This is a genomic window from Duganella sp. sic0402 (assembly GCF_019219065.1).
Taxonomy (GTDB): Bacteria; Pseudomonadota; Gammaproteobacteria; order Burkholderiales; family Burkholderiaceae_D; genus Rugamonas.
This window is the reverse complement of record NZ_JAHUWK010000007.1, coordinates 187,222-210,591: the sequence shown is the minus strand read 5'-3', so window position 1 is coordinate 210,591 and position 23,370 is coordinate 187,222. Positions and strand designations below refer to the sequence as shown.

The 23,370-nt window shown below is 61.1% G+C and carries 19 protein-coding genes; 11 read left to right on the top strand and 8 right to left on the bottom strand.

The genetic code is table 11. The annotated features are described in order from the left end of the window. The first annotated feature begins 27 nt into the window (after positions 1-27). Together KW842_RS18020 and KW842_RS18015 are read left to right on the top strand one after the other, a co-directional pair. A complete protein-coding gene (locus KW842_RS18020) occupies positions 28-2,220 on the top strand; it encodes a TonB-dependent siderophore receptor (protein ID WP_218305481.1) in 2,193 nt (730 codons plus the stop codon). A 182-nt stretch (positions 2,221-2,402) separates the two neighbouring features. Continuing rightward, entirely contained in the window at positions 2,403-3,338 is a 936-nt protein-coding gene (locus KW842_RS18015; RefSeq protein ID WP_218305480.1) for a tetratricopeptide repeat protein, read from the top strand. A gap of 1 nt (position 3,339) precedes the next feature. Here the strand turns inward: KW842_RS18015 and KW842_RS18010 are convergent, their stop codons facing one another. Continuing rightward, positions 3,340-4,308 carry a LysR family transcriptional regulator gene (locus KW842_RS18010; protein WP_218305479.1) on the bottom strand — a complete coding sequence of 323 codons (969 nt, stop codon included), beginning with the start codon at positions 4,306-4,308 and terminating at the stop codon, positions 3,340-3,342. A gap of 114 nt (positions 4,309-4,422) precedes the next feature. On the opposite strand from KW842_RS18010, the gene KW842_RS18005 reads away from it, so the two are divergent. Next, positions 4,423-5,370: an MBL fold metallo-hydrolase gene (locus KW842_RS18005; protein ID WP_218305478.1), complete on the top strand. Its 948-nt coding sequence runs from the start codon at positions 4,423-4,425 to the stop codon at positions 5,368-5,370. 33 nt (positions 5,371-5,403) lie between these two features. Next, positions 5,404-6,036, top strand: a complete 633-nt coding sequence (locus KW842_RS18000; protein ID WP_307729848.1) for a response regulator — start codon at positions 5,404-5,406, stop codon at positions 6,034-6,036. Here the strand turns inward: KW842_RS18000 and KW842_RS17995 are convergent. The 4 genes from KW842_RS17995 to KW842_RS17980 are packed head-to-tail and all read right to left on the bottom strand — an operon-like array spanning position 6,033 to position 9,305. Continuing rightward, positions 6,033-6,689 (bottom strand): YoaK family protein, encoded by a 657-nt coding sequence (locus KW842_RS17995; RefSeq protein ID WP_218305476.1) that lies wholly within the window; start codon positions 6,687-6,689, stop codon positions 6,033-6,035. The genes KW842_RS18000 and KW842_RS17995 overlap by 4 nt on opposite strands. Next, entirely contained in the window at positions 6,676-7,107 is a 432-nt protein-coding gene (locus KW842_RS17990) for a DoxX family protein (protein WP_218305475.1), read from the bottom strand. The genes KW842_RS17995 and KW842_RS17990 overlap by 14 nt, the downstream gene beginning before the upstream one ends. Continuing rightward, positions 7,107-9,035, bottom strand: coding sequence for an amidohydrolase (locus KW842_RS17985; RefSeq protein WP_218305474.1), 1,929 nt, complete (start codon positions 9,033-9,035; stop codon positions 7,107-7,109). The genes KW842_RS17990 and KW842_RS17985 overlap by 1 nt, the downstream gene beginning before the upstream one ends. Further along, positions 9,036-9,305 (bottom strand): XapX domain-containing protein, encoded by a 270-nt coding sequence (locus KW842_RS17980; protein ID WP_218305473.1) that lies wholly within the window; start codon positions 9,303-9,305, stop codon positions 9,036-9,038. A 162-nt stretch (positions 9,306-9,467) separates the two neighbouring features. Between KW842_RS17980 and KW842_RS17975 the strand changes: the two genes are divergently transcribed. Next, the gene (locus tag KW842_RS17975; RefSeq protein WP_218305472.1) at positions 9,468-12,479 is read left to right on the top strand and encodes a triple tyrosine motif-containing protein; all 3,012 of its coding nucleotides are present in this window, start codon (positions 9,468-9,470) and stop codon (positions 12,477-12,479) included. Positions 12,480-12,482: 3 nt separating this feature from the next. Here KW842_RS17975 and KW842_RS17970 read toward each other — a convergent pair whose 3' ends face one another. Continuing rightward, complete coding sequence (locus tag KW842_RS17970; protein WP_218305471.1) at positions 12,483-13,130, bottom strand: response regulator transcription factor; 648 nt, start codon at positions 13,128-13,130, stop codon at positions 12,483-12,485. A 211-nt stretch (positions 13,131-13,341) separates the two neighbouring features. Here KW842_RS17970 and KW842_RS17965 point away from each other — a divergent pair, with 211 nt between their 5' ends. From KW842_RS17965 to KW842_RS17940, 6 genes are all read left to right on the top strand, one after another. After that, entirely contained in the window at positions 13,342-13,671 is a 330-nt protein-coding gene (locus tag KW842_RS17965) for a hypothetical protein (protein WP_218305470.1), read from the top strand. A 29-nt stretch (positions 13,672-13,700) separates the two neighbouring features. Beyond that, positions 13,701-14,390: a response regulator transcription factor gene (locus KW842_RS17960; RefSeq protein WP_218305469.1), complete on the top strand. Its 690-nt coding sequence runs from the start codon at positions 13,701-13,703 to the stop codon at positions 14,388-14,390. Between the two features lie 48 nt (positions 14,391-14,438). Then, positions 14,439-14,753, top strand: coding sequence for a hypothetical protein (locus KW842_RS17955; protein ID WP_229223772.1), 315 nt, complete (start codon positions 14,439-14,441; stop codon positions 14,751-14,753). A 78-nt stretch (positions 14,754-14,831) separates the two neighbouring features. Next, the gene (locus KW842_RS17950) at positions 14,832-16,934 is read left to right on the top strand and encodes a TonB-dependent receptor (protein WP_218305468.1); all 2,103 of its coding nucleotides are present in this window, start codon (positions 14,832-14,834) and stop codon (positions 16,932-16,934) included. 76 nt (positions 16,935-17,010) lie between these two features. Continuing rightward, positions 17,011-18,075, top strand: coding sequence for a sensor histidine kinase (locus tag KW842_RS17945; RefSeq protein WP_373925205.1), 1,065 nt, complete (start codon positions 17,011-17,013; stop codon positions 18,073-18,075). After that, on the top strand, positions 18,069-18,761 hold the full coding sequence (locus KW842_RS17940) for a LytTR family DNA-binding domain-containing protein (RefSeq protein ID WP_218305467.1): 693 nt from the start codon (positions 18,069-18,071) through the stop codon (positions 18,759-18,761). The genes KW842_RS17945 and KW842_RS17940 overlap by 7 nt, the downstream gene beginning before the upstream one ends. Before the next feature lie 9 nt (positions 18,762-18,770). Here the strand turns inward: KW842_RS17940 and KW842_RS17935 are convergent, their stop codons facing one another. Together KW842_RS17935 and KW842_RS17930 are read right to left on the bottom strand one after the other, a co-directional pair. Then, positions 18,771-22,409 carry a M1 family aminopeptidase gene (locus KW842_RS17935; protein WP_218305466.1) on the bottom strand — a complete coding sequence of 1,213 codons (3,639 nt, stop codon included), beginning with the start codon at positions 22,407-22,409 and terminating at the stop codon, positions 18,771-18,773. 10 nt (positions 22,410-22,419) lie between these two features. After that, complete coding sequence (locus KW842_RS17930) at positions 22,420-23,289, bottom strand: ABC transporter ATP-binding protein (RefSeq protein ID WP_218305465.1); 870 nt, start codon at positions 23,287-23,289, stop codon at positions 22,420-22,422. Between the last annotated feature and the right edge of the window lie 81 nt (positions 23,290-23,370).

The following is a 23,370-nucleotide window of genomic DNA, read 5'->3' as shown; positions in this document are numbered from 1 at the left end:
AATTGTTTTTATTTTGGAGTTTTAAAAATGAAAATAGAATTTGAAATTTTATGCGGGCTCGCATTGATTAGCGCATCTGCATATTCACAAGAAGCTAGCCTACAAAGCATCGATTCAACCGTACAACAAAAAGTCATTGTCAACGGCCGTCAATCGGACACCGAGGCAAGCAGAGACTTTGCGGCAGGGAAATTAATTATTGGCCGCCAAAGTATAGTCGACAGTGCACTACAGAACGTCTCTGAGTTATTGAGGCGTGAGCCTGCGGTAACTATCGGAAAAGATGGGCGAATTGGCTTATTAGGACTTCCAAATTACACACAGATCCTGGTTGATGGCCATCCACCTGCTGGAAAAAGTGCGTTGGAAATTGATCTTGCGCAGGTTGAACGAATTGAGATAATAAAAACGACTACCGCTGAAACTGGGCCATTTGGCATTGCGGGAACAATCAATATCGTCAGTCGAAGAATCGAGCGCAGGAGTTTTCAGTATGCAAATACCGGGTTAAATAGCTCGGCGGGAAATTTCGGGTTTAATGCCAGCTGGGGAATTAACCAATTCAGTCAGGACAGTCCTTTGAGTCTGAACCTAAACGTTTCTGCACGGCAGAGTAATAGCCCCCGCAGCAGTACCTATGTGCAACGCAATGGCATGGATGGAATCTTGCCGGTGATTGAATACTTGGGCCAACAAAATGGTCAGAGTCGCATCGAATTACTGTCTATCGCCGGTGAGTTGGCATATAAGCTTGATGCCGAAAATACTTTTAGCGTGCGGCCTGATATGGGCCAAGTGACGCAAAAAGAACACTCAACAGACCTGCGCAACTCGCCTTCCGGGCAGACAATGTCGATCCAGCAGAACGGCAAGTCGCCTTTTTACGGGTTTAGCTTGCCAATGACTTGGAAATATGACCAACGTGAAAATGGCGAGTTGGATTTGAAGCTTCGATTAAGTCGGAATAAATTGAATAGTGATTCGTACAATCGTCTTCAAGATTCATTCAGTGAAAATATACTGCGTCAGCAAGAGTTGGGGAACAAACAAGCAATAGACAGTTTTTCACTTGATTACAGCAGAGGCACTAAGAGCGGTCACGATGTCAAACTTGGCTCGCAAATTACGCATAAGCGACTGCAGTTTTCCCGTGATTTTCGACTCAATGGCATGACCGATACGAGTTTAAGTGTTTTGGGAGTCAACAGCAATTTATCAGAAAATAATTATCGCTTATTTGCGCAGGATGCCTGGCGTATCAATAAGCTGTTCGCCATTAATTTGGGGGTATCAGCAGAAGAGCAGCGATTTAACATACGTGAAGGTAGCATTACTCAGGAAGTAAGCTACCGGCTTTGGTCACCCTCTTTGCATGTTTCAAAAAAGATGGAGCACGATACGAAACAGCAATTTAGGGCGTCTCTAGCACGTAATTACAAAGCGCCGGACAGCAGTCAATTGCTGTTGCAGCCCAGCGTAAATTCGTATGCCCCATGCTCGCCACTCGTGGGATGTGCCATGAATACCGTCGATACCGCAGACAGAATGGGGAATCCGATGTTGCAAGCTGAACGTGCAACCGCCCTGAACCTGAGTTACGAGCTTGGAATCAGTAAAGACAGTCAGATCACGTTTGAATTTTATGCGCGCGATATTAAGGGAAAGGTCGGCAACGAGTTAGTTCTGACTAATGTTGCTTGGTCAGTGCAGCCACGCTATGTACTACGTCCGACAAATTTGGGCAATGCGCAACTTCGAGGCCTTAATCTTGAGCTTCGCTTGATTGCAAGTGATGTTTGGAAAACGGCACCAAAAATTGAAGTGCGTGGTAGCCTAGGATGGGCACATTCAGAGCTTAGTGACATACCTGTGCCAGACAACCGTATGGAAGGTCAAAACCCTTGGCGGGCCAAATTAGGCCTGACGTACGCAATGAAGGATTGGCCTGTGAAATTGGATGTCGATGCGAACTATCTTCCTGGCAATTGGTACCGTAATCAGGTTACACAAAGAACTTATGAGTCACACTCGGCAAAATTGAGCGCCAATCTCAATTGGACGGTTAATCCAAAAAACCGTTGGATCGTCAGCCTGGATAATTTACTTCCCCATCAAGGCGAGATTATCAATGAAACTCATGTCCGTAACAACATTTTTGAAACCACCACCAAGAAAGCAAGTTACGCCCGCATAAGCGTGCGTGCCGAGCTGAAATTCTGACGACGAAAATGCAAAAAAGGTGGGACGATTGTCGACAAATTTTGGCCAGCCTCCCGACAGGTCCGGAGGAAATCGCTCCGGCGTGTGCGACCGCACGCCCTTAAGCATTGGCTAACCTTCACTTCCTTGAAAATAGCCTAAACTACCATCATCTCAGGCCTGTCTTCACTAGGAGGTATGACATGACGGCTAAATCTATTGCACGCATTACCCTGCTCGCTAGCGCCCTGGCGCTGGGGGCTCCTGTATTTGCCGCCGAGCCCACCGTCCAGGAGGTCTACGCGGCTGCCAGCGCCGGCAAATATGCCGAAGCGCAGGGCATGCTCGATCAAGTGATCAGCGCCCACCCGAAAAGCGGCACCGCTTATTTCGTGCAGGCGGAGTTGCAGGCCAAGCAAGGCCAATTTGAATCCGCGCGCGCATCGCTGGCCAAGGCCGAGCAGTTGTCGCCCGGCCTGCCGAAAGTCAAACCGGAAGCGATCAGCAAGCTGCGCACGCTGCTCGACCAGGGCACCAAAAGCTATGCGCAGCAACCTGCGCGCAGCAAAGGCTATGAAAGCGGCGGCTACGCTAGGGAGCCTGAAAGCAAGGGCTTTTCTTTTAGCGGCATCCTGATCATCGGTCTTGGCCTGGCTGGCTTTATCTGGCTGGCGACGCGCTTCATGCAGCGCCGCCAACAGCAGCAGGCCATGGGTGACCAGTACAACCCGGCCGGCTACAATCCAGGCGCGCAGCCGGGCTATGCGCCGGGCGGCTATCCGCAGCAGGGCGTAAATCAGCCTGGTTGGGGCCAGCAGGGTTATCCGCAGCAGCAAGGCTACGGTCAGCCGGGCTATCCTCAGCAGCAGCAACCGGGCATGGGGTCGCGCATCATGGGCGGCCTGGCGACCGGCGCGGCGGTGGGTGCGGGCTTTGTGGCGGCGGAAGCGATTGCGCGCCAGTTCACCGGCAACCATAACGAAGCCAACGCAGCGTCGCACGATCAGCCACGCAACGACATCGTCTACGACGACCCATCCTCGCGCGATGAACTGCTGCGCCGCGATGATATGGGCGGCAATGACTTCGGCGTCAGCGGCGGCTGGGATGATGGCGGCGGTGGCGGCGACTGGGACTAAGCTACTCGTCCCGCGCCTTGCCTGCCCCGGCAGCCTCCATCGCTACATCCCAGTAGGCGGGGCTGCCGAAGTAGTCTTTCAAATGACGTATCAATAGCTGCGCCTTGGCCTGGTTCGAGCGGCCCGGCATGTGCACCGCATGGATCGCCGGCTCGTTAGGATCGCGGCGCAGCCCTTCATCCCTCTCCACCGGCAACATCGGAAACACCGGCACCAGTTGGCCAGCCACGATGGCGTCACTGGCCAGCCAGTTGGCCAGGTGGACGATGCCTGCCCCGCTGATCGCCGCATGCAGCAGCGAGTCGGTATCGTCGCAACGCAAATTCCCCTTCACCGGCAAGGGCTGGTAATCATTGACGCCCTTGAAGCGCCACCAGCCACGCGGCGGCACGCGCCCGTTTACCGTAAGGCACTGGTGATGGAGTAAATCCTCAGGCGTCCTGGGCCAGCCATGCCGCCGCAGATAATCCGGACTGGCGCTGACCACGCGGTTCATGCCCGCCAGATAAGTCGCCACCAGATCGCTGGCTGGCAGCACGCCGGCGCGCACCGCCACATCCACCCGCCGCGCCGACAAGTCCACCACATCATCGCTGACATGCAGGTCGATTTCGATCAGCGGGTGGCGCAGCAGGAAGGAAGCGATCGCCGGCGCCACATGCAGGCGGCCGAAGGCGGCTGGCGCGGTCACCGTCAGCAGTCCGCGCGGCTCGGTGTCCAGCTCCTGCACCGCGCTTTTGCCCTCTGCCAGTTCAGCCAGGATATTGCGGGCGCGCGGCAGGAAGCGCTCGCCGGCGTCGGTCACCACCACCTGCCGCGAACTGCGCAGCAGCAGCTTGGCGCCCAGTTCCGTCTCCAGCGCGTCGATCTTGCGCGAGACGGATGACACGGCCATCTCCAGCTGCACCGCCGCCCTGGACAAGCTGCTGAGTTCCACCACAGTAACAAAACACTTTAAGCTATCGATCATGCTTCCCTCATCTTTGCACAATTAGCAAATTTCATTTGCCTTTTTCCATATTGTGCCATTTTTTGCAAAGATGCATACTTCGTTCATCAGTAAATTAATTAAAGGACTGAGCACATGAAATTCACCACCCTCGTTTCCGCCCTGGCCCTGGCCGCTACCACTTCCGCTTTTGCCGCCGCGCCGCTGGCCGGCACCAACGCGCCCGGTTTTCAACGCATCATGCTGGGCGACTTTGAAGTCACCGCGCTCAGCGATGGCACGGTCGACCTGCCGATCGACAAACTGCTGCACGAGCCGGCGGAAGTCACCAAGAAAGCGCTGGCGCGCAATTTCCAGACCACGCCCACCGAAACCTCGGTCAACGGCTTCCTGATCAACACCGGCGGCAAACTGATTCTGGTGGACACCGGCGCCGGCAGCCTGTTCGGCCCGACGCTGGGCAAGCTGGCGGCGAATATCAAGGCATCCGGCTATCAGCCAGAGCAAGTCGATGAAATCTATCTGACCCACCTGCACCCGGACCACGTCGGCGGCCTGGCTGGCAACAGCCAGCGGATTTTCCCCAACGCCGTGGTGCGCGCCGACAAGCGTGACACCGACTTCTGGCTCAGCCAGACGCAGCTGGAACAGGCGCCGGCCGACAGCAAAGGCTTCTTCCAGGGCGCCATCGCCTCGCTGTCGCCTTACGCCGCCGCCCAGCAACTGAAGCCGTTCAGCGGCGACACCGAACTGGCGCCAGGCGTGCGCGCCACCTCCAGCTACGGCCATACCCCAGGCCACACCATCTATACCTTCGAGAGCAAGGGCAAAAAGCTGGTGCTGGTCGGCGACCTGATTCACGTCGCCGCCGTGCAGCTGGCGCATCCGGAAGTGACGATCGGCTTCGACAGCGACGCCAAGACCGCCGCCGCCGCACGCGCCAAGGTATTCCCGGCACTGGCCAAGGAAGGCGCGCTGGTTGGCGCGGCCCACTTATCCTTCCCTGGCCTGGGCCATCTGCGCGTGGACGGCAAAGGCTATGACTGGCTGCCGCTGAATTACACGCAGTTGCGTCAGCAATAAGTCAGCAATTTCTGTAAAATCAAGCATATGGACATGCGTACCTCTCCCCGCCCGATTTCCGTGCTCGTCGTCGACGATCACCCCCTGCTGCGAGCCGGCCTGGGCGAAGCTATTTCCAGCCAAACCGATATGTGTGTGGTTGGCGAGGCATGCAATGGCCGCGAGGCCGTGGACGCCTTCGAGCGCCTGCGGCCCGATGTCACCATCATGGATATCGCCATGCCGGAGCTGGATGGCGTCGGCGCGCTGCATGAAATCCGCCGCGAGCATAACAACGCGCGCGTGGTCATGCTCACTACCTACAAGGGCGACGCGCAGATCCTGCGCGCCGTGCAAGGCGGCGCCGCAGGTTTCCTGTTGAAGAGCACTTTGCGCAAGGACTTGCTGGACACGGTGCGCGGCGTGCACATGGGGCAGCGCCGCATTCCGCCGGAGATCGCCATGGAACTGGCCCAGCACATGGGCCAGGGGCCATTGAGTTCACGCGAGATGGAAGTATTGAATCATGCGGCGAGTGGACATTCCAATCGCCGCATCGCGGAACGCCTGTCGATTTCCGAAGAAACCGTCAAGGCCCACATGAAGAACGTGCTGGCCAAGCTGGCCGCGAACGATCGCACCCATGCGGTGACGATCGCCCTCAAACGCGGCATTATCTCGATTTAATCCTTGGCCGACGCGGCCAGCCACACCAGCAGCACGCACGGCAGCAGCAGGCCGTGGAAGCCTGTATAGACAAACGCCACGCCACCCAGCATGCAGCCGGCGGCAAACGACAGCACCGGCCAGGTCAGCTTCTTGCAGCGGTTGATCGCTTCCGGATCGCCGCGCATCGAATCCACCGCCTCGATCACCAGCGTCGTGACGTTACCCGTCATGACGGTGGTGGCCGAGGTTTTACCCAGCAACAGTTTGCCGTAGCAGTTCTGCACCGCCATTGCGCCGGCGCACAGCATGCCGGTCAATAGCGTCAATGGCGCGGAGGCTTCCACCACCGGCGCCGCATGCCATGCACACACCACCGTCGCCAGCATCATGAACAACTGGAACAGGAAGCTGTTGCGCAGCACCTTGCCGCCATTGCGTTCCCAGCGCACAATCGCCAGCCGCGCCAGCGCGACAAACAGGATAAACACCGGGAACACCATCAGCTTGATGGCGATCGATTGCGACGGCTCGATCAGCGCGCGGCCGATCAGGACGAAGTTGCCCGTCACGTGCGCCGTGAACAGGCCGAACAGGCCGACAAAGCCCAGCGTGTCGACGTAGCCGGCCAAAAAGCCCAGCGTGACGCCTTGTTTGATATCACCGCGTTCCATTACTACCTTTCTGTTTCTGTAAATCGAGCCAGGCCACCAGCAGGAAGGCGCCGGTCAGGCCCAGGTGCTCGAAAAAACTATTCGCCGCCATAAAGCGCTCCTGCCCGCCCATCTCCCAGAACCGGTTGGCGACGAAGGTGGCCATCAGCGTGAACACGCCGAGGAAACCCGCGCCCAGCCAGCGGTAATAGCCGGTGAGGATGGCAGCTGAAGCGCCCAGCTCCAGCGCGATCACCAGCGCCGCCAGAGGCGCTGCCGGCGACAGGCCGAAATGCTGCATCTCGCCGATGGCCGAGTTGAAGTCCATCAGCTTGTTGATGCCGCCCTGAAGATAGGCGGCACACAGCAGCAGCAGGCATACCCAGCGTATCCACGGCGCTTTTTGCGCCGCGGTCGTCGCTATCGACGGGGCATGCATTACACCGCCCAGCAGGCGCAACCCAGCGCGCCCCAGAACGACTTGAGATCCGACACCGGCGCCTTGCTGCCCCACGAGTTGGCGTGCTGGTGGCCGTGCACATTGCAATTGTTGGCGCAGCCGCAGGCGGCGGCCTGCTGTTCGCGCTCACGCTTCTGCTTCAGCTGGCGCTGCTCCAGCTCCTTCAGCGCGGCGCGGCTGGTGCCCTGCTTCTCGCCCCAGCCGGCATAGCCGCCGAAACGGCGCACCGGCGACCAGTCGGGCATCGCCGGCGGCGGTGGCAGGTCATGGCTGGCAAAGGCGCCAGCCGCGTAGACGATCTTGCCGCCGACCAGCGTCAGCTCCGAAGTCAGGTCCCAGATTTCGCTTTCGGCGCAAGCGTAGAAGTCCTTGTCCGGCACGATCATGTCGGCCAGCTGGCCTACTTCGATGCGGCCCTTCTTGCCTTCCTCGTTGGAGAACCAGGTGGTGTTCTCGGTCCACATGCGCAGCGCCTGTTCGCGGTCCAGGCAATTGGCGCGCGGGTACAGCTGCGCGCCGCTGACGGTTTTACCGGTGATCATCCAGGCCAGCGACACCCACGGGTTGTACGACGCGACGCGGGTGGCGTCGGTGCCGGCCGAGGTTTTCACGCCCGCCTCCAGTATCTTCTTGATCGGCGGCGTGGCTTCGGCCGCGCCGTGGCCATAGCGCTCGATGAAGTATTCGCCCTGATAGGCCATGCGGTGCTGCACGGCGATGCCACCGCCCAGCGCGGCGATGCGGTCGATCGACTGGTCGGAAATGGTTTCGGCGTGGTCGAAGAACCAGTTCAGGCCTTGCAGCGGAATCTCCTGGTTGACGCGCTCGAACACATCCAGCGCGCGGCTGATGGTTTCGTCGTAGGTCGCATGCATGCGCCATGGCCAGCGGTTCTGCGCCAGCACGCGCACCACGCCTTCCAGGTCGTCTTCCATATTCGGCGGCATGTCGGGACGCGGCTCGCGGAAGTCCTCGAAGTCGGCCGCCGAGAAAGTCAGCATCTCGCCCGCGCCATTGTGACGGAAGTAATCATCGCCCTGCTGGTACTTGACGCTTTGCGTCCAGTTCAGGAAGTCTTCCTTCTCCTGCTTGGGCTTTTGCGTGAACAGATTGTAGGCCAGGCGCACGGTCAGCTGCTGCTCGTCCGACAGCTGCTGGATCACCTGGTAGTCTTCCGGATAGTTCTGGAAGCCGCCGCCCGCGTCGATCACGCCGGTGATGCCCAGGCGATTCAGCTCGCGCATGAAGTGGCGGGTCGAGTTGACCTGGTATTCCAGCGGCAGTTTCGGCCCCTTCGCCAGCGTCGAATACAGGATAGCCGCATTCGGCTTGGCCAACAGCAGGCCAGTCGGGTTGCCCGAGCCGTCGCGCAGGATCTGGCCGCCCGGCGGTTCCGGCGTGTCCTTGGTATAGCCAACAGCGCGCAGGGCGGCGCCGTTCAGCAGCGCGCGGTCATACAGGTGCAGGATGAATACCGGCGTGTCCGGCGCCACTGCGTTCAGCTCCTCGATGGTCGGCAGGCGCTTTTCGGCGAACTGGTGTTCGGTGAAGCCGCCCACCACGCGCACCCATTGCGGCGCTGGCGTGATGGCGACTTGCGCCTTCAGCATGGCCATCGCGTCAGCCAGCGAGCGCACGCCGTCCCAGCGCAGCTCCAGGTTGAAATTCAGGCCGCCGCGTATGATGTGGCAGTGGTTGTCGATCAGGCCTGGCAGCACGCGCTTGCCGTGCAGGTCGACCACCTTGGTGTTCGGTCCGGCCAGCGCCATCACCTCATTGGCGCGGCCGACGGCGATGAACTTGCCATCCTTGATGGCGACCGCTTCGGCGGTCGGGTTGCTGCGGTCCAGCGTGGTAAACAGGCCGCGATGCAGGATCAGGTCAGGAGTTTGATTTGCTTGAGTCATTTAGGTGCTCCGGGTTTCATCGGATTTTTGTGCGGACGGCAGTTGGCCGAAACAATGTGGCTTGACGTGGTCTTCGATCCACGACACTTTCTGCTCTTGCGCCGGCGGTTGCCACAACTGGCGCAGCAGCGGCGGCAGCTGTTCCCCCACCAGGATACCCAGCAGGCCGACCAGCGCGATCACCGGCGGTGCCGGCGAGCGCACGTTGAGGAAGCCATAGATCAGGCCAACCAGCAGGCCGACGGCGATCGATACGATATACATTTTCATGATTTAGCGTTACTCCAGGTAGTTAAATCGTGCGCATAGTGTAAAGACAGGCGCTGTTTCGCACATCACCGGTATTGATCGATACTTGCCCCCTCTTTTGGGGGGTATAAACTTGCGACTGGATAGGTGCTAAAATGATCATATTCCTATATCGCCCGGATCATGACGACTGCACGCGCTACCCTGCTCCTGCATGCCGCTGCGGCCGCATTGTGCGGCATGCTCTTGTGCGCCCCGCAATATGCCAGGGCACAGCAACCGGCAGCACGCCTGCTCGAACAATTTACCCATACCTCCTGGGGCGCGCTGGACGGCGCACCAGTCGATATCCTCAGCATCACCCAAACCAGCGACGGCTGGCTATGGCTGGCCGCAGGCGCCGGCTTGTACCGCTTCGACGGCAAGCGCTATGAGCGCATGGACAGCGTCGGAGGGCACGCCCTGCTGTCCTCCAATGTACGCACGCTGTACGCGCCGCCAGAAGGCGGCCTATGGGTAGGCTACCGCATGGGCGGCGGCATCAGCCACTTCCACAATGGACAGGTACGCCACTTCAATCCCGGTCAGGGCCTGCCTGCTGGCGCCATCACCAGCATTACCCGCGCACCGGACGGCAAGCTGTGGGTGGCGGCGCGCGATGGCCTGGCGTGGCTGGACGGCGAGCGTTTCGTCAGCGTCGGCGCGAGCGAAGGCCTGCCCGCGCGGCGCGCACGCCAGGTATTCTTCGACCAAACCGGCCGCCAGTGGGCGGCGATGCTGGGCGGTGCCTACAGCCGCGCCGACAGCCACTCACCGTTCCGCCCCGCGTGGCCCGCCGGCGACCTGACCGCCATCACGCAAGCGCCGGACGGTACGCTGTGGGCGACCGATGACGGCCGCTACTATCATCTGCTGCCTGAAGCGCCGCAAGAGAAAACCAACGCGGCACCGCAGGCCATGGGCAGCAATATGTATTTCGACCGCGACGGCAACCAGTGGCTGTTTCGCTCCGGAGGCCTGGAGCGGCGCCCTGCCGGTAGCAGCGCACCGCCGCAACCGCAGGACTTGAGCGGTGGCCTGCCGCAAAGCTTTTTCCAGGATCGCGAAGGCAATGTCTGGATAGGTTCATCTGGAGGATTGAACCGCTTCCGCCGCAATCGCCTGATGACGCTGCCCTTGCAGGCCTTGTTCGACCATCCGGCTATCGCGCCGATGAATGGTGATGGCGTATGGGCCGGTGACCGCAGCGGTGCGCTGCACGCACTCGGAGCGGAAGGCGCACGGCGGCAAACGCAGGCCGAGCGAATTTCGGCCTTGTATCGCGCCAGCGACGGTGCACTCTGGGCCGGCAGCGGCGCGGCGGTCTGGCGCACCCAAGGCACGCAGGTGGCGCGTTATCCGCTGCCGCACGAGGCGTTAAGCTACGAAGTGCAAGCAATGAGCGAGGCAGCCGGCGGCGCCATGTGGGTCTCGATCGTGCGCGAGGGGCTGTACCTGTTAAAGGACGGAGCCTGGCAGCGCCAGCCTCCCTTGCCTGTTCCCCAGTTGATCATGCCAGACCAGTTCCCCACCAGCCTGGTCGCGGGCGACGGCGGCGCGCTGTGGGCCGGCTACCTGCGCAATCACATCGCCTTGCTGGATGGCGAGCGTACCAGCATCTACAGCAGCGAGCAGGGACTGGAGCTTGGCAATGTGCTGACGCTATACCGCAGTGGCGGGCAATTGTGGGCCGGCGGCGAGCGCGGCGTGGCCTGGTTTGACGGCCAGCGCTTTCACCCGCTGCATGGAAAAAAAGGCGAAATATTCCGCGGCGTGTCCGGCATCGCGCTCACAGCAAAGGGGGACCTGTGGCTGTTCGGCGTGGAGGGCCTGACCCGCGTCGCCGCTGCGCAAGTGCGGCAGATCATGAACAATCCAGCGCACGAAGTCGAGTACGAGCGCTTCGACGCGCACGATGGCTTGCTGGGCGCCGCCTCGCAGCTGCGTCCCATGCCCTCGCTGGTGATGGGCGACGACGGGCTGCTGTGGATGGCAACCGCCAATCGCATCAACTGGATCAATCCGGCGCATATCGCGCGCAATCCGGTGCCGCCGCCAGTGCTGGTGCAGGACGTGGTGGTGGGCGAGCAGCATTACATCCCGCTGTCTGGCCTGAAGCTGCCTGAATCCACCAGCAGCCTGCGCATCGACTACACGGCGTTGAGCCTGAGCGTGCCGGAACGCGTGCGCTTCCGCTACCGGCTGGATGGCGTGGACCGCGACTGGCAAGATCCCGGCACCCGCCGCCAGGCCTTTTATACCAACCTCGATCCAGGCCATTACCGCTTCCGCGTCATGGCCGCCAATGACGACGGCGTATGGAATCCGCAGGAAGCCTCGCTGGCCTTCAGCATTCCGCCCACGTTTGTCGAGACCGCGTGGTTCAAGCTGTTGTGCGCGGCGGCCGCCAGCCTGCTGCTGTGGATAGCCTACCGGCTGCGGCTGCGCCACGTCACCCGTCAACTGCGCAGGCGCCTGGAGGATCGTGCCGACGAACGGGAACGCATCGCCCGTACCCTGCACGACACTTTCCTGCAAAGCGTACAAGGGCTGATGCTGCGCGTGCAGACGCTGCTGCGGCGCCTGCCGGCGAACAGCGAGGCCTACAAGCTGGTGGAGAAAATCCTTAATCAAGCCGACCAGGTGATCGCCGAAGGCCGCAATCAGGTGAGCGGCCTGCGCAAGGTGCAGGATCACCACCACGATCTGCCGCATATGTTCGGCGAGCTGGGACAGCAGCTGCGCGAGGAACACGCGGCCGACTTTGCGCTGATCGTCACCGGCCAGCAAACCCCGCTCACCGAAGAGGGCCGTGATCATCTGTACCACATCGGCCGCGAAGCATTGCTGAACGCATTCCGCCATGGCGGCGCCAGCCGCATCGAGCTGGAACTGGGCTACGCCACCAGCAGCTTCACGCTGCGCGTGCGCGACGACGGGCGCGGCATCGATGAACAGGTGCTGGCAAACGGCGAGCGTCCGGGGCATTGGGGATTGATCGGCATGCGCGAGCGCGCCGCCAAGATCAGCGCCGCGCTGGACCTGTGGTGCCGGCCCGGCATGGGCACGGTGATGCAGGTCTGCGCGCCGGGCGCCGTGGTGTATCAGCGCAGGCCAGGCACCTTGCGGCGCTGGCTGCTGCGCGAGGCCGCGTAAGGCTTACTGAACCAGGCCGCAGGCGTGCAGGTCGAGGATGCCGCGCTCGATCGCCAGCGTGACCGCGTGCGTGCGGTCGCTGGCGTTCAGCTTGGACAGGATACTCTTCATGTGCACCTTGACCGTTTCCTCTGAAATCAACAGGTGCATGCCGATGCGCTTATTGCTCTGGCCTCCCGCCACCAGCTGCAACACTTCCACCTCGCGCTTGCTCAGCACACCCTCATGCCAGTGTTCGGCAATGCCGCTGGCCACTGCCGGCGGAATACTACGGCGGCCTTCGTGCACGCAGCGGATGGTCGCCAGCAGCTCCTTGCGCAGCATGCTTTTCAACAGATAACCGGAAGCGCCTGCCGCAATCGCACGCTGCGCCAGCACGTCTCCCTCGTAAGTGGTCAGTACCACGATACGCGCGTGAGGGAACTCCTTGCGGATCGCCAGCGTGGCGTCGATGCCGTTCATATCAGGCATTTGGATATCCATCAGCGTGATGTCGGGCTGCAGACGGCGGTAGGCGTCAACCGCCTGCACGCCATTGGTGGCTTCTTCGACCAGCTGCATGTCTTCCTCGTCAGCGATGACGCTGGCGATACCCTCGCGGAACATGGGGTGGTCGTCCACGCTCAGGATGGTAATAGGCGATGGATACATGGGAGTCTCGTGATTAAATTTCGGGCATCTAGCGCAAGCATGCCACAACTGCAAGTTCTTGCCTATACCTCCATCTAGGTAGCAAGCCCCTCCCGGATCGGGGCGTGGCAAAAATGTCCATAGCGCTTACTCTTGTACCCAGTCCATAGAAGGCCGAACCATTATGCGGGGATTTAGTTCCAGTTTTCCGCGCGGAAGCGCGGGTGTCGGCTTGCTGATGCTCAGGACGGCGGTCAGCCTGCATTTGTTGCTGGAAGGCGGCTGTGGCGGCGCTGCGCCATGGTGGCTGGCGATCGCGGAGCTGTTGCTGGTCATGGCGCTGACGGCGGGCATGCTCACGCCGGTGGCTGCGCTGGTGGTGGCAGCCTGGCAGGTGAGCTGCCTGTGGCACGCCGACTGGCCGCATGCGGCGGTGCTGCTGACCGCCACCGTGACCGCGTTGGCGCTGACGCTGTTGGGCGCAGGCGCCTATTCGGTGGATGCGCGGATTTTCGGGCGGCGCCGGCTGATTGTGCCGGCAGCGCCGATGGACAGCGATTGATCTTACATTTTAATTTTTAGGAGAGTGACATGCGAATGGATACCCGTTACTGGCCGCAGGCTACCGGTGGCTCCGGCAATACCGACGCGATTGTCCAGCAAGGCGATAAAGTACATGTGCACATCAGCCACGCTGACGCCATCGTCCGCGCCGGACTGGCGGCGCTGCTGGGCGCACAAGGCGACATTTACGTCACCACCAGTGCCGACAGCGCCGGCCACACGGGCGCCGATGTCATCATCCTCGACCATCGCAGCGGGCTGGAACATATGCGCCTCGCGGCCGCCGCGCATTATGGCGACACCCAGGCGCGCGTGCTGATCGTCACCCAGCTGGAACGCGAATGGGAAGTGCGCACCGCGATGATGGCGGGCGTGCACGGCTACCTGCTGCAGAACGCCGACTCCGAACAGCTCCTGACCGCCGTGCGCACGCTCAGCCGCGGCACTCGCTACCTCAGCGCTGAACTGAGCCGCTGCGTGGCCGACAGCTTCACCCGGATCGGCCTGACCAGCCGCGAAACCGATGTGCTGCAACTGCTGGCGCAAGGCCAGTGCAACAAGTCGATCGCGCGCGAACTGGGCATCGGCGTGGGCACCGTGAAAACTCACGTCAAAGGCCTTTTTGACAAGCTTGGCGCAACAGCACGCACGCATGCGGTGGTGCTGGCGACGCGGCGCGGTCTGGTCGGCGAGCCTTACGCGAATCCACAGCACTGAAATCCCGATCCGTTGTAAAATCTGCCGATGCAACAGCAGAACATCATCATGAGCGCAGCCCATCGCCAGTCGCGTTATCAACGCGTCATGATGTTCTTCGTCCTGCTATTCCTCGCATTGCAGTTGCTGGGCGCTGGCGCCCACGCGCACGACTACACCCAGCACGAACCTGATTGTGCCGCCTGCGCGCTGGCCGACATGCCAGCCGGCGGCGTGCCCCCTTTGACCGTCTCGGTAGCGCCACTGGCGCCGCCCGCCAGCCTGCCGGTGCTGGCACCCGCCACTGTGGTGCGCGCGGCGCAAACCGGCTATCTGACGCCACCTTCACACGCGCCGCCCGGCGTTGCTGTTTTCTCCATCTGAATTCCGACCTTTGATTGCGGTGCGGCCCTGAATGCCAGGGCCGCCGCATCGCCATGCCTGAACATTTGAGGATTTAACATGCAACTCCGCACCCTGCCACTGCTGCTGGCCACCATTTTCTCCGCCCACCAAGCGTATGCCGACGACGACACCGTCGTGCCGCAGGTGGAAGTTACCGCCGCCCACCTGAAAAGCGCGCGCATCGATTTGTCGCCCAACGTCGGCACCACCATCTACAGCATCGACAAGCACATGGTCGATCAACTCGGCCAAGGCGATAACACGCCGTTCAACGAAGTGCTGCTGCGCCTGCCCGGCGTCAGCCAGGACTCCAAGGGCTCCGGCTCGATCCACGTACGCGACGACCACGCCAACGTGCAATACCGCGTGAACGGCGTACAGCTGCCGGAGTCGATCAGCGGTTTCGGCCAGTCGATCGACACGCGCTTTGTTGAATCCACCGATTTCATCACCGGCGCGCTGCCGGCGCAATTCGGCCTGCGCACCGCCGGCATTGTCGACATCCAGACCAAGGAAGGCCAGCCCAAGTCCGGCGGCCGCATCGGTGTGCTGGCCGGCAGCCATGATTATGTGCAGCCCAGCGCAGAGTTCTTCGGCACCCAGGGCGCGTTCAATTACTACCTGTCCGGCAGCTACCTGTCGAGCAATCTGGGCATCGAGAATCCACTGCCAACGCGCAGCGCGCTGCATGACCAGACGCGCCAGGCCAAGTCCTTCGGCACGCTGTCCTACTTTCTGGACGACAACACCCGCCTGGGCCTGATGTTCGGCACCTACAATGGCCGCTTCCAGATTCCCAACAATCCGGATCAGCAGCCGGCGTTTGCCGTCACTGGCGCCACCGCGCCGGATTCGTCGCAACTGGATGAGCGCCAGCGCGAGTTGAACCGCTTCCTGGTGCTGTCGCTGCAAAAAAGCGTGGGCGACCTGAATTACCAGGTATCCGGCTTCCATCAGTATTCGGAACTGCACTACACGCCAGATCCCATTGGCGACCTGGCCTACAACGGCGTCGCCTCCAACACGCTGCGCTCCAACACCGCCAACGGCCTGCAATTCGACGCCAGCTACAAGCTGAATGACGCCCATACCGTACGCGCCGGTCTGGCCTACACGCGCCAGACCACGCATAGCGACAACACCGTCGGCGTGTTCGACATGAACGACGACGGCACGCAGGCCAGCACTGATCCGCGCAGCATCATCGACAACAGCCGCCAGACCGGCAAGCTGTCCAGCGTCTACCTGCAGGACGAATGGCATATCGGCGCACCGCTGACAGTCAACTACGGCGTGCGCTTCGATAAGGTGGACGCCTTCGTCAACGAGCAGCAATGGAGTCCGCGCATCAATCTCGCCTACCAGCTGGCCAAAGGCACGTCGCTGCACGCCGGCTATTCGCGCTACTTCACCCCGCCGCCGCAGGAACTGGCGGCGCAGTCCAGCATCGACAAATACGCCGGCACCTCGAATGCGCCGGAAGTGGCGCTGTCGGACAACGTCAAGTCCGAGCGCACCAACTACTACGATGTCGGCGTCAGCCACCAGTTCAGCAGCGCGCTGACCATGACGGCGGACGCTTACTACAAGAAGATCCGCAATATGCTGGATGAAGGCCAGTTCGGCCAGGCATTGATCCTGTCGCCATTCAACTATGAGCGCGGCTACGCCAAAGGACTGGAACTGTCGGCGGTGTACAGCCAGAAGGACTGGGGCAGCTTCCTCAACGTCACCACGCAGAAGGCGGAAGGCACGCATATCACCTCGGGCCAGTCGCTGTTTGGCCCGGATGAACTGGCCTACATCGCCAACCACTATATCCACGTCGATCATGACCAGACGGTGACGGTGTCGGGGGGCGCGCATTACCACTGGGGTGACTCGCAAGTCAGCGGCGATGTCCTGTACGGCAGTGGCCTGCGCATGACGCCGGACGACGGCGCGCCGAATTCCGGCCACCTGCCGCACTACACCACCGTCAACCTGGCGCTGACCCATACCTGGAAGACCACGCCGGTCGGCAGCATCGAAGGCCGCCTGGCGCTGATCAACGCCTTCGACAAAGTCTACCTGCTGCGCGACGGTTCCGGCGTGGGTGTCGGCGCGCCACAGTACGGCGAGCGCCGCTCGCTATACGCAGGCATTTCAACCAGCTTCTAAAGCCTGGGGGGCGGGCGTTCAACAACAAGCCAGGCGCATGCTACTATAACAACATGCCATCTCTGAACAGCTTCGTGTGAACGCCCGCTCCATTGCTTTCGAGCGGGACTATTGGTTTTGCCAGCTCATGGGCTGGGGGATACTGGGCCTGCTCAGCATTCTGTCCTCCTCCTTTGCGGACTGGCACAGCGCCATACGCATGAGCGCAGCAAAGCTGATATGCACCCTGGCTGGACTGGGACTCTCCCATCTATGGCGCCGGCAGCTGCAGCAGCGCGGCTGGCTGGAGCGCCCCCAGCGCCTGCCACTCGCGGCCCTCGCGTCGGGTGTGGCCATCATAACGCTGCTGCAAACCGGGGTGCTGCTGTGCGTCGACCTGATATTCAATGACGCGGCAATCTTCGACGATAGCCGCGTTGCCATCGCCGTCAATCTTGCGCTGCTGTTGCTGATGTGGCTCACCGTGTTCGCCATCTGGACCTTGTGCTACGCCGTGGCCCTGACGCGCCGCCGGGCTAACCGCTTTGAGCTGGAAAAGCTGCAGCTTGGCGTCAGCGTCAAAGATGCGGAGCTGCGCGCACTGCAAGCCCAGATCAATCCCCATTTCTTTTTCAATAGCCTGAACAGCATACGTGCATTGGCTTATCAGGATGCCGACGCCTGTGCCCGCGCCGTCAACGCTCTTGCGCGCATGATGCGGCACAATCTGCAAACCCATCAAACTGCCCTCGTGCCGCTGGCTGACGAACTGCACGCACTACAGGCTTATCTGGCGATGGAACGTTTACGCTTTGACGAACGGCTGGTCTTTAGCGTTCAGATCGAGGACGATGTGGCCAAGGTGTGCCTGCCGCCGCTGGTTTTGCAGACCTTGGTGGAAAACGCCATCCGCCATGGCGTCGAGCGCAGCAGGGCTGCTTGCCAGATCATATTGACGGCGCGGCGCCGCGATGGCGCAGTCGAAATCTGCGTCGCCAATCAGGGCCAACTGGCCGAGCACAGTGCATCGACCCGGCTGGGACTGGCCAATGCGCGGCAGCGATTGCAGCTGCAATGCGGCCCTGATGCGCGCTGCAATCTGACCGCAGCCTCGGGCTGGGTCTATGCCACCATCGTATTGCCTGAGGAGGCAGGATGCTAAAAGTAGTGCTGATTGATGATGAACGTTTGGCACGCGACGAGTTACGCCGCCTGCTAAGCCATAGCCGCATCCCATGCCATATCGTTGCGGAAGCCGCCGACGTGGCGCAAGGCCTGGAAGCCATCGCCAGCCATGCGGCAGATCTGATCCTGCTCGACATCCAGCTGCCGGACGGCACCGGCTTCGATCTTCTGGCAGCACTCGATCGCGTGCCGCCAGTCATATTCACCAGCGCCTACGATCACTATGCATTGCGGGCCTTTGCCGTCAATGCATTGGATTATCTGCTCAAACCGATCGAACCGGAGCGTCTGGAACAAGCCTTGCAAAAGGTGGCGCCTGCGGCACCTGCCGCAAGCCAGGACAAAATATTCCTGCAAGAGGGAGAACGTTGCTGGTTCGTCGCGCTGGACCAGATCACGCTGTTTGAATCCGAGGGCAATTACACCCGGGTATACTTCGACCAGCAAAGGCCGCTGATGCTGCGCTCCCTGAGCCAGCTGGAGGCACGGCTCAATCCCAGCCACTTCATCCGCATCAACCGCAGCCAGATTGTCAACCTGCGCAGCGTTGCACAGATCACAAGCTCCCCGACCGGTGGCCTGACCTTGGTGCTGCATAACCAGATGCGGGTACAGATGTCACGCCGCCGCAGCAGCGCGTTCAAACAGGGCCATCAGCTCTAGCAGGATTGTTCAGGGACTGATCTGGCGGCTGTTATCGGCCACGTTACGGTCTATCAGCAATTGCCCAGGGTCGAGCGCCACGCGTGCCGGACGCTCGCTGCCGCCCTCCAGCACCAGCGTCAGACTGGCGTCGCCCGCAGGCACCCGGCGCCAATCATGGTAAAGCTCCTGGCCTGAAGCGCCATATACCGCCAGTTCTATCGGCTCATCATAGGCCTGCGCCACCTCGCGCCCACCGGCATCGGCCACCAGTTTAGCCAGCCTTAGCTTGAGCGGCACTTCCCAGCGCCCATCGGCACGCTGACGGACACTGGCCGCGACGATACGGTTATCGTACAAAACGATACGCTCAAACAAATCTGTCAGCAGTTGCTGCCGTTCGGGCGGGCTTTGCGCACGCAGTTGCGCCAACAAGTCCATGCTCGTAACATACGGCGCCGGCTGATAGCGATGGGCCTCCAGCAGCCGGCGCAAGGCCACATTCACAGCCTGTTCTCCTAGCTCGGCACGCAAGCGGTAAAACGCCAGGCTGCCTTTGCGGTACTGCAGATAGACCTGCTCGTCCACAGCGGCCAGCGCTACCTCTCCGCTATGGTCGGCGCCGCGTCCACGCAGATACTCGTCCAGATTCCAGCGCAACAGGCGTGACAGAGCTGTCTTGCCATATTGCTGCTCTGTCGCCATCAGCGCGGCATATTCGCTCAGCGATTCGGTAATCAGCGCCCCGCCCTGCATATGCGCCGCCATCACTTGCTCGCCCCACCAATGATGCGCTACCTCGTGGGCGGTCACATAAAATACGTGGTCGAAGCGCTCCGGGTCGCGCACGTCATTGATAAAGCCCAGTGACTCCGAGATCGGGATGGTCATCGGGAAGCTGCGTGCATAGCTTTGATACAGCGGTGTTTCAAGTATCCGCAGCTCGTCATATGGATAGGGGCCGAAGTGGCGGCTGTTATATGCCAATGCCGCGCGGGCGCCGGCCAGCATGCGTTCCACGTTGTAGGGATGCTGGGGATGGTAGTAGACGCGTATCGGCATGCCCTGCCACTCCGCCGAACGCACGTTCCAGCGCGCCGACTGGAATGACAGAAAAGGCAGCGCAGGACGCGCCAGCTTGTAATGAAAATAGTTGCGCCCCTGCTGCCGCCATTGGCGCTGCAAGCTGCCTGGCGCCATCGCGGTCTGGTCTGCCGACGTGGAGACAATGGCGTCGAACGCGACAAGGTCGGCCTGTACACCAAGCGGCTTCAGATAATTGTCCTGCACGGCGGCCTGCTCGGTGCGGGCGGGACTTCGGTGCGGTTCGCCCAGCCCGCGTGTACGGCGCGCATTGCGGTCGTCGATTTCCCGCGCCGCCTGATAACCCAGTTGCGGGAAAAATTCGTCGAACGTGAACAGCGTGCCGTTGTCATTGATCGGTGCAGGCTTGCCGCTGTTGGTGAAGCCGGGATGACTGATGCTGACCTTGAAGTCCAGTGCCAACTGCTCCCCCGGCGCAATCGGCCGCGCCAGCCGCAGCAACAACACGCCGTGACGCTTATCGTCGCGTAGCACCGTATGCGGCGGCAAATTCAGGAATTGCGTGTCCACGCGGGACACCATGCCGCCATCCGCGCCACTGCTGCGCTGTAGATGCAAGGTATCCATGGCCGCGCTCTCTTTGTTCTGCACGAGATAGTGGCCACGAATCTCGGCCCGCTGCTGCTGAGGAAACAGCTCCACCTCAGTTTGTATGCTGACCAGACGTGGCTGGGCAATCGCCAGCGTGCTACGCCAGGTCTTTTCATAATCGGCGCGCAAATCCAGGCGTTCAGCTGGACTCAGATACAGATTCAGCACGCTGGTGTTGTAATCAATCCAGCGGCCGCAGGCCGCCCAGGCTGCCAGGCAAACCAGCAGGGCAGCTCCCCGCAGGCCGCGCAAGGCGCCGTTCGGCGCCAGTGCCAGTCGCCAGCGCTGGCGCCAGCGCGGCATCTGCCCACGTTGCCAGAACGCCTGAGCCAGCAAGAGCAAGGCTAGCGCAAACAGCGTCCAGTAAAAGGCAAACCAGCTCCAGCCTTTCAGGTAGTGGCCATAGCCGTTCATATCCGAATACACCAATGCCGGCAAGGCTGCGTAGCTGTAGAGATGGTTATCGATTCCCATCCCCTGCAACACGCGCTCGGACAGCATCAACGCCCATCCAAGCGCATAGCCAAGATAGCGATGCCCGGCAAGCACCTGCAAAGCCAGCAAGGCCAGCGCCATCAGTCCATACCAGGCCGCTGCCAGCAGCGTGCCTTGCAAGTACAGGAGGGGCTGAAAATCCACACCACCCTGCACGGCCTGAATCAGCATGGCGGCGGGCACGCCTGCCACCATGTACACCAGTACCAGCACCAGTAGCGCGCCGCACTTGGCCAGCAGCGGCGCCCACTGAGCCACCGGCATGGCGTCGCTCAGGCCATCGATGCGGGCTTGCCTATCCTTGTGCACCAACTCGCCGCTATAAAACAGCAGCACCAGCCCCAGCACAGCATTCAGGCCGCCATCAAGTTCTTGCAGCATCATGCGCGTCAGCGGATAAGGGACACTGTCGATGCGTAGTCCCCCAACCAGATAGTTAACCAGGAAATTGGCAAGGCCCAGCAGCAGCATGATCATGAAGGGCAAGCTGCGCAGCATGCCGCGCACATCCAGAGTCAGCATGCTCCAGCATTGCCGCCATGCGCTGGATAGTCCCCAATGCGGCGCACGGCGCACCCAGGCGCCAGAGGGCTGCTCTACCGCTTTGGCAGCCTGCGGGCGGCCTGGCACGCGGAACCAGCGATCAGCCATCCGGCCCAGCCAGCCCCGCCGCGCCGTACCAGCGTGCAGAGGCTGAAAGCGCCAAACGGTCAGCGCCAGCAGGCTCAGTGCGACCAGCGCCCATAGCAGGCGGTTGGCCAATAAAGCGCCTGCAAACTCCGGCAGGCGTTGATTAATATCGGCATTCGTGTAGTAGCGCGTGGCATGCGCCAGCGCACGGAGCGCAAACGGGTCCAGCAGAGAACCCGGCAGCAGGCCTTCCTGGCGTTGCGCCAGCAAGCCAGCCGCCGACCACAGCACCATAAATGCCAGCACGCCCACGTAGACCATCAATAGTGAGCGGGTCAGGGCAGCAAGCAACATCAGCAAGGCCGTCACGAACAGCAAATTGGGCAGTACCAGCACTACCATGCTCCAGACATAGGGCCAGAGCGAAACCGGCCCAAGCCGCTCGGGATCGGCGCCGCCAATCGCACTTGCGGCCAGCATAGTCAAAGCCACTAGTGCAAACACCAGCAGACAACAGAGCCAGCCAGCCAAAAAGCGCCCCAGCAAATAGGCACTCTTGCGCATGGGAGTGGCATACAGTAAATCCGACATGCCGCTCTCCGCATCACGCAGCACACTGCCGGCGATCAGCATCGTGACCAGGAATAGCGCCAGTACGCTCAATATCCCCAGTTGATTGGCGATGATGACAGGCGCATTCAGATAAACAGCTCCAGTCGCGCCGCCGATTCGGATAGCGTCGCTGCTGGCGGAGAACCAGCCCATCAACATCAGTACCAGCGTCACCATCCACAGCATGGGCTGGCGTAACTGGTAGCGCAGATCAAAACGGAAAAATTCGCTCCACATCGCACGCTCCTCAAGCCACGCTGCGCAGCGTCAGGAAGTACAGGTCTTCCAGGCTGGGAGGAGATGGGACAAATCCATCGCCGGGCGCCTCGATGGAATGCACCCGGATATGCGGCAGCCCGCCTTGCAGGCGTGAAGATAGAACGGTATAGCGCGCCTGATAATCCGCCAGCATCGACTCGCGGACACCGCGTTGCCATATCGACGCGTGCAAAGAGGCGATGGCGGCCTGCGGTTCGCCGCTGGCCACCACCCGCCCTGCCGCGATAATCGCCATGCGCGCGCACAGGTCGGTGACGTCCGCCACGATATGCGTGGAGAGGATCACCACCACCTGCTCGCCTATGCGGGCCAGTAAATTGAGAAAGCGGTTGCGCTCATCAGGGTCCAGTCCCGCCGTCGGCTCATCGACGATGACCAGCCGTGGTGCGCCCAGCAGCGCCTGCGCGATACCGAAGCGCTGCCGCATGCCGCCCGAATAGCTGTGTACTGCGCGCCGGCGCACCTCCCACAGATTGGTCTGCTGAAGCAGCGCGTCCACCATCTCGCGCCGTTCACCACGCGCGGTGATGCCTTTCAGGATGGCGAAGTGATTGAGCAATTCCAGTGCCGATACTTTCGGATAGACGCCAAAATCCTGCGGCAAATACCCAAGCTGGCGACGCATTGCCAGCGGCTGCGCCAGCACATCGACGCCATCCAGATGGATGCTGCCGCTATCGGGCCTCTGCAAGGTGGCGATGGTGCGCATCAGCGAGGATTTTCCGGCGCCATTAGGCCCCAGCAGGCCAAATAGTCCGGTGGGTATGTCCAGCGAGATATCGCGGGTGGCGTGTACGCCATTGGCATAGGTTTTATGCAGGTTACGCAGGGACAGCATTGGCCTCTTCCTCAGGGTATCGATAAGCCCGAGGGTAGTACGGTAAAGCCTTCCGCCAGCCGACAATCGGAGGAATGGTCG

What these genes read in the sequence shown, in the direction of transcription:
- KW842_RS18020 (WP_218305481.1), top strand. Translation starts at nt 28, where the DNA reads ATGAAAATAGAATTTGAAATTTTATGCGGGCTCGCATTGATTAGCGCA.
- KW842_RS18015 (WP_218305480.1), top strand. Translation starts at nt 2,403, where the DNA reads ATGACGGCTAAATCTATTGCACGCATTACCCTGCTCGCTAGCGCCCTG.
- KW842_RS18010 (WP_218305479.1), bottom strand. Translation starts at nt 4,308, where the DNA reads ATGATCGATAGCTTAAAGTGTTTTGTTACTGTGGTGGAACTCAGCAGC.
- KW842_RS18005 (WP_218305478.1), top strand. Translation starts at nt 4,423, where the DNA reads ATGAAATTCACCACCCTCGTTTCCGCCCTGGCCCTGGCCGCTACCACT.
- KW842_RS18000 (WP_307729848.1), top strand. Translation starts at nt 5,404, where the DNA reads ATGCGTACCTCTCCCCGCCCGATTTCCGTGCTCGTCGTCGACGATCAC.
- KW842_RS17995 (WP_218305476.1), bottom strand. Translation starts at nt 6,689, where the DNA reads ATGGAACGCGGTGATATCAAACAAGGCGTCACGCTGGGCTTTTTGGCC.
- KW842_RS17990 (WP_218305475.1), bottom strand. Translation starts at nt 7,107, where the DNA reads ATGCATGCCCCGTCGATAGCGACGACCGCGGCGCAAAAAGCGCCGTGG.
- KW842_RS17985 (WP_218305474.1), bottom strand. Translation starts at nt 9,035, where the DNA reads ATGACTCAAGCAAATCAAACTCCTGACCTGATCCTGCATCGCGGCCTG.
- KW842_RS17980 (WP_218305473.1), bottom strand. Translation starts at nt 9,305, where the DNA reads ATGAAAATGTATATCGTATCGATCGCCGTCGGCCTGCTGGTTGGCCTG.
- KW842_RS17975 (WP_218305472.1), top strand. Translation starts at nt 9,468, where the DNA reads ATGACGACTGCACGCGCTACCCTGCTCCTGCATGCCGCTGCGGCCGCA.
- KW842_RS17970 (WP_218305471.1), bottom strand. Translation starts at nt 13,130, where the DNA reads ATGTATCCATCGCCTATTACCATCCTGAGCGTGGACGACCACCCCATG.
- KW842_RS17960 (WP_218305469.1), top strand. Translation starts at nt 13,701, where the DNA reads ATGCGAATGGATACCCGTTACTGGCCGCAGGCTACCGGTGGCTCCGGC.
- KW842_RS17955 (WP_229223772.1), top strand. Translation starts at nt 14,439, where the DNA reads ATGAGCGCAGCCCATCGCCAGTCGCGTTATCAACGCGTCATGATGTTC.
- KW842_RS17950 (WP_218305468.1), top strand. Translation starts at nt 14,832, where the DNA reads ATGCAACTCCGCACCCTGCCACTGCTGCTGGCCACCATTTTCTCCGCC.
- KW842_RS17940 (WP_218305467.1), top strand. Translation starts at nt 18,069, where the DNA reads ATGCTAAAAGTAGTGCTGATTGATGATGAACGTTTGGCACGCGACGAG.
- KW842_RS17935 (WP_218305466.1), bottom strand. Translation starts at nt 22,409, where the DNA reads ATGTGGAGCGAATTTTTCCGTTTTGATCTGCGCTACCAGTTACGCCAG.
- KW842_RS17930 (WP_218305465.1), bottom strand. Translation starts at nt 23,289, where the DNA reads ATGCTGTCCCTGCGTAACCTGCATAAAACCTATGCCAATGGCGTACAC.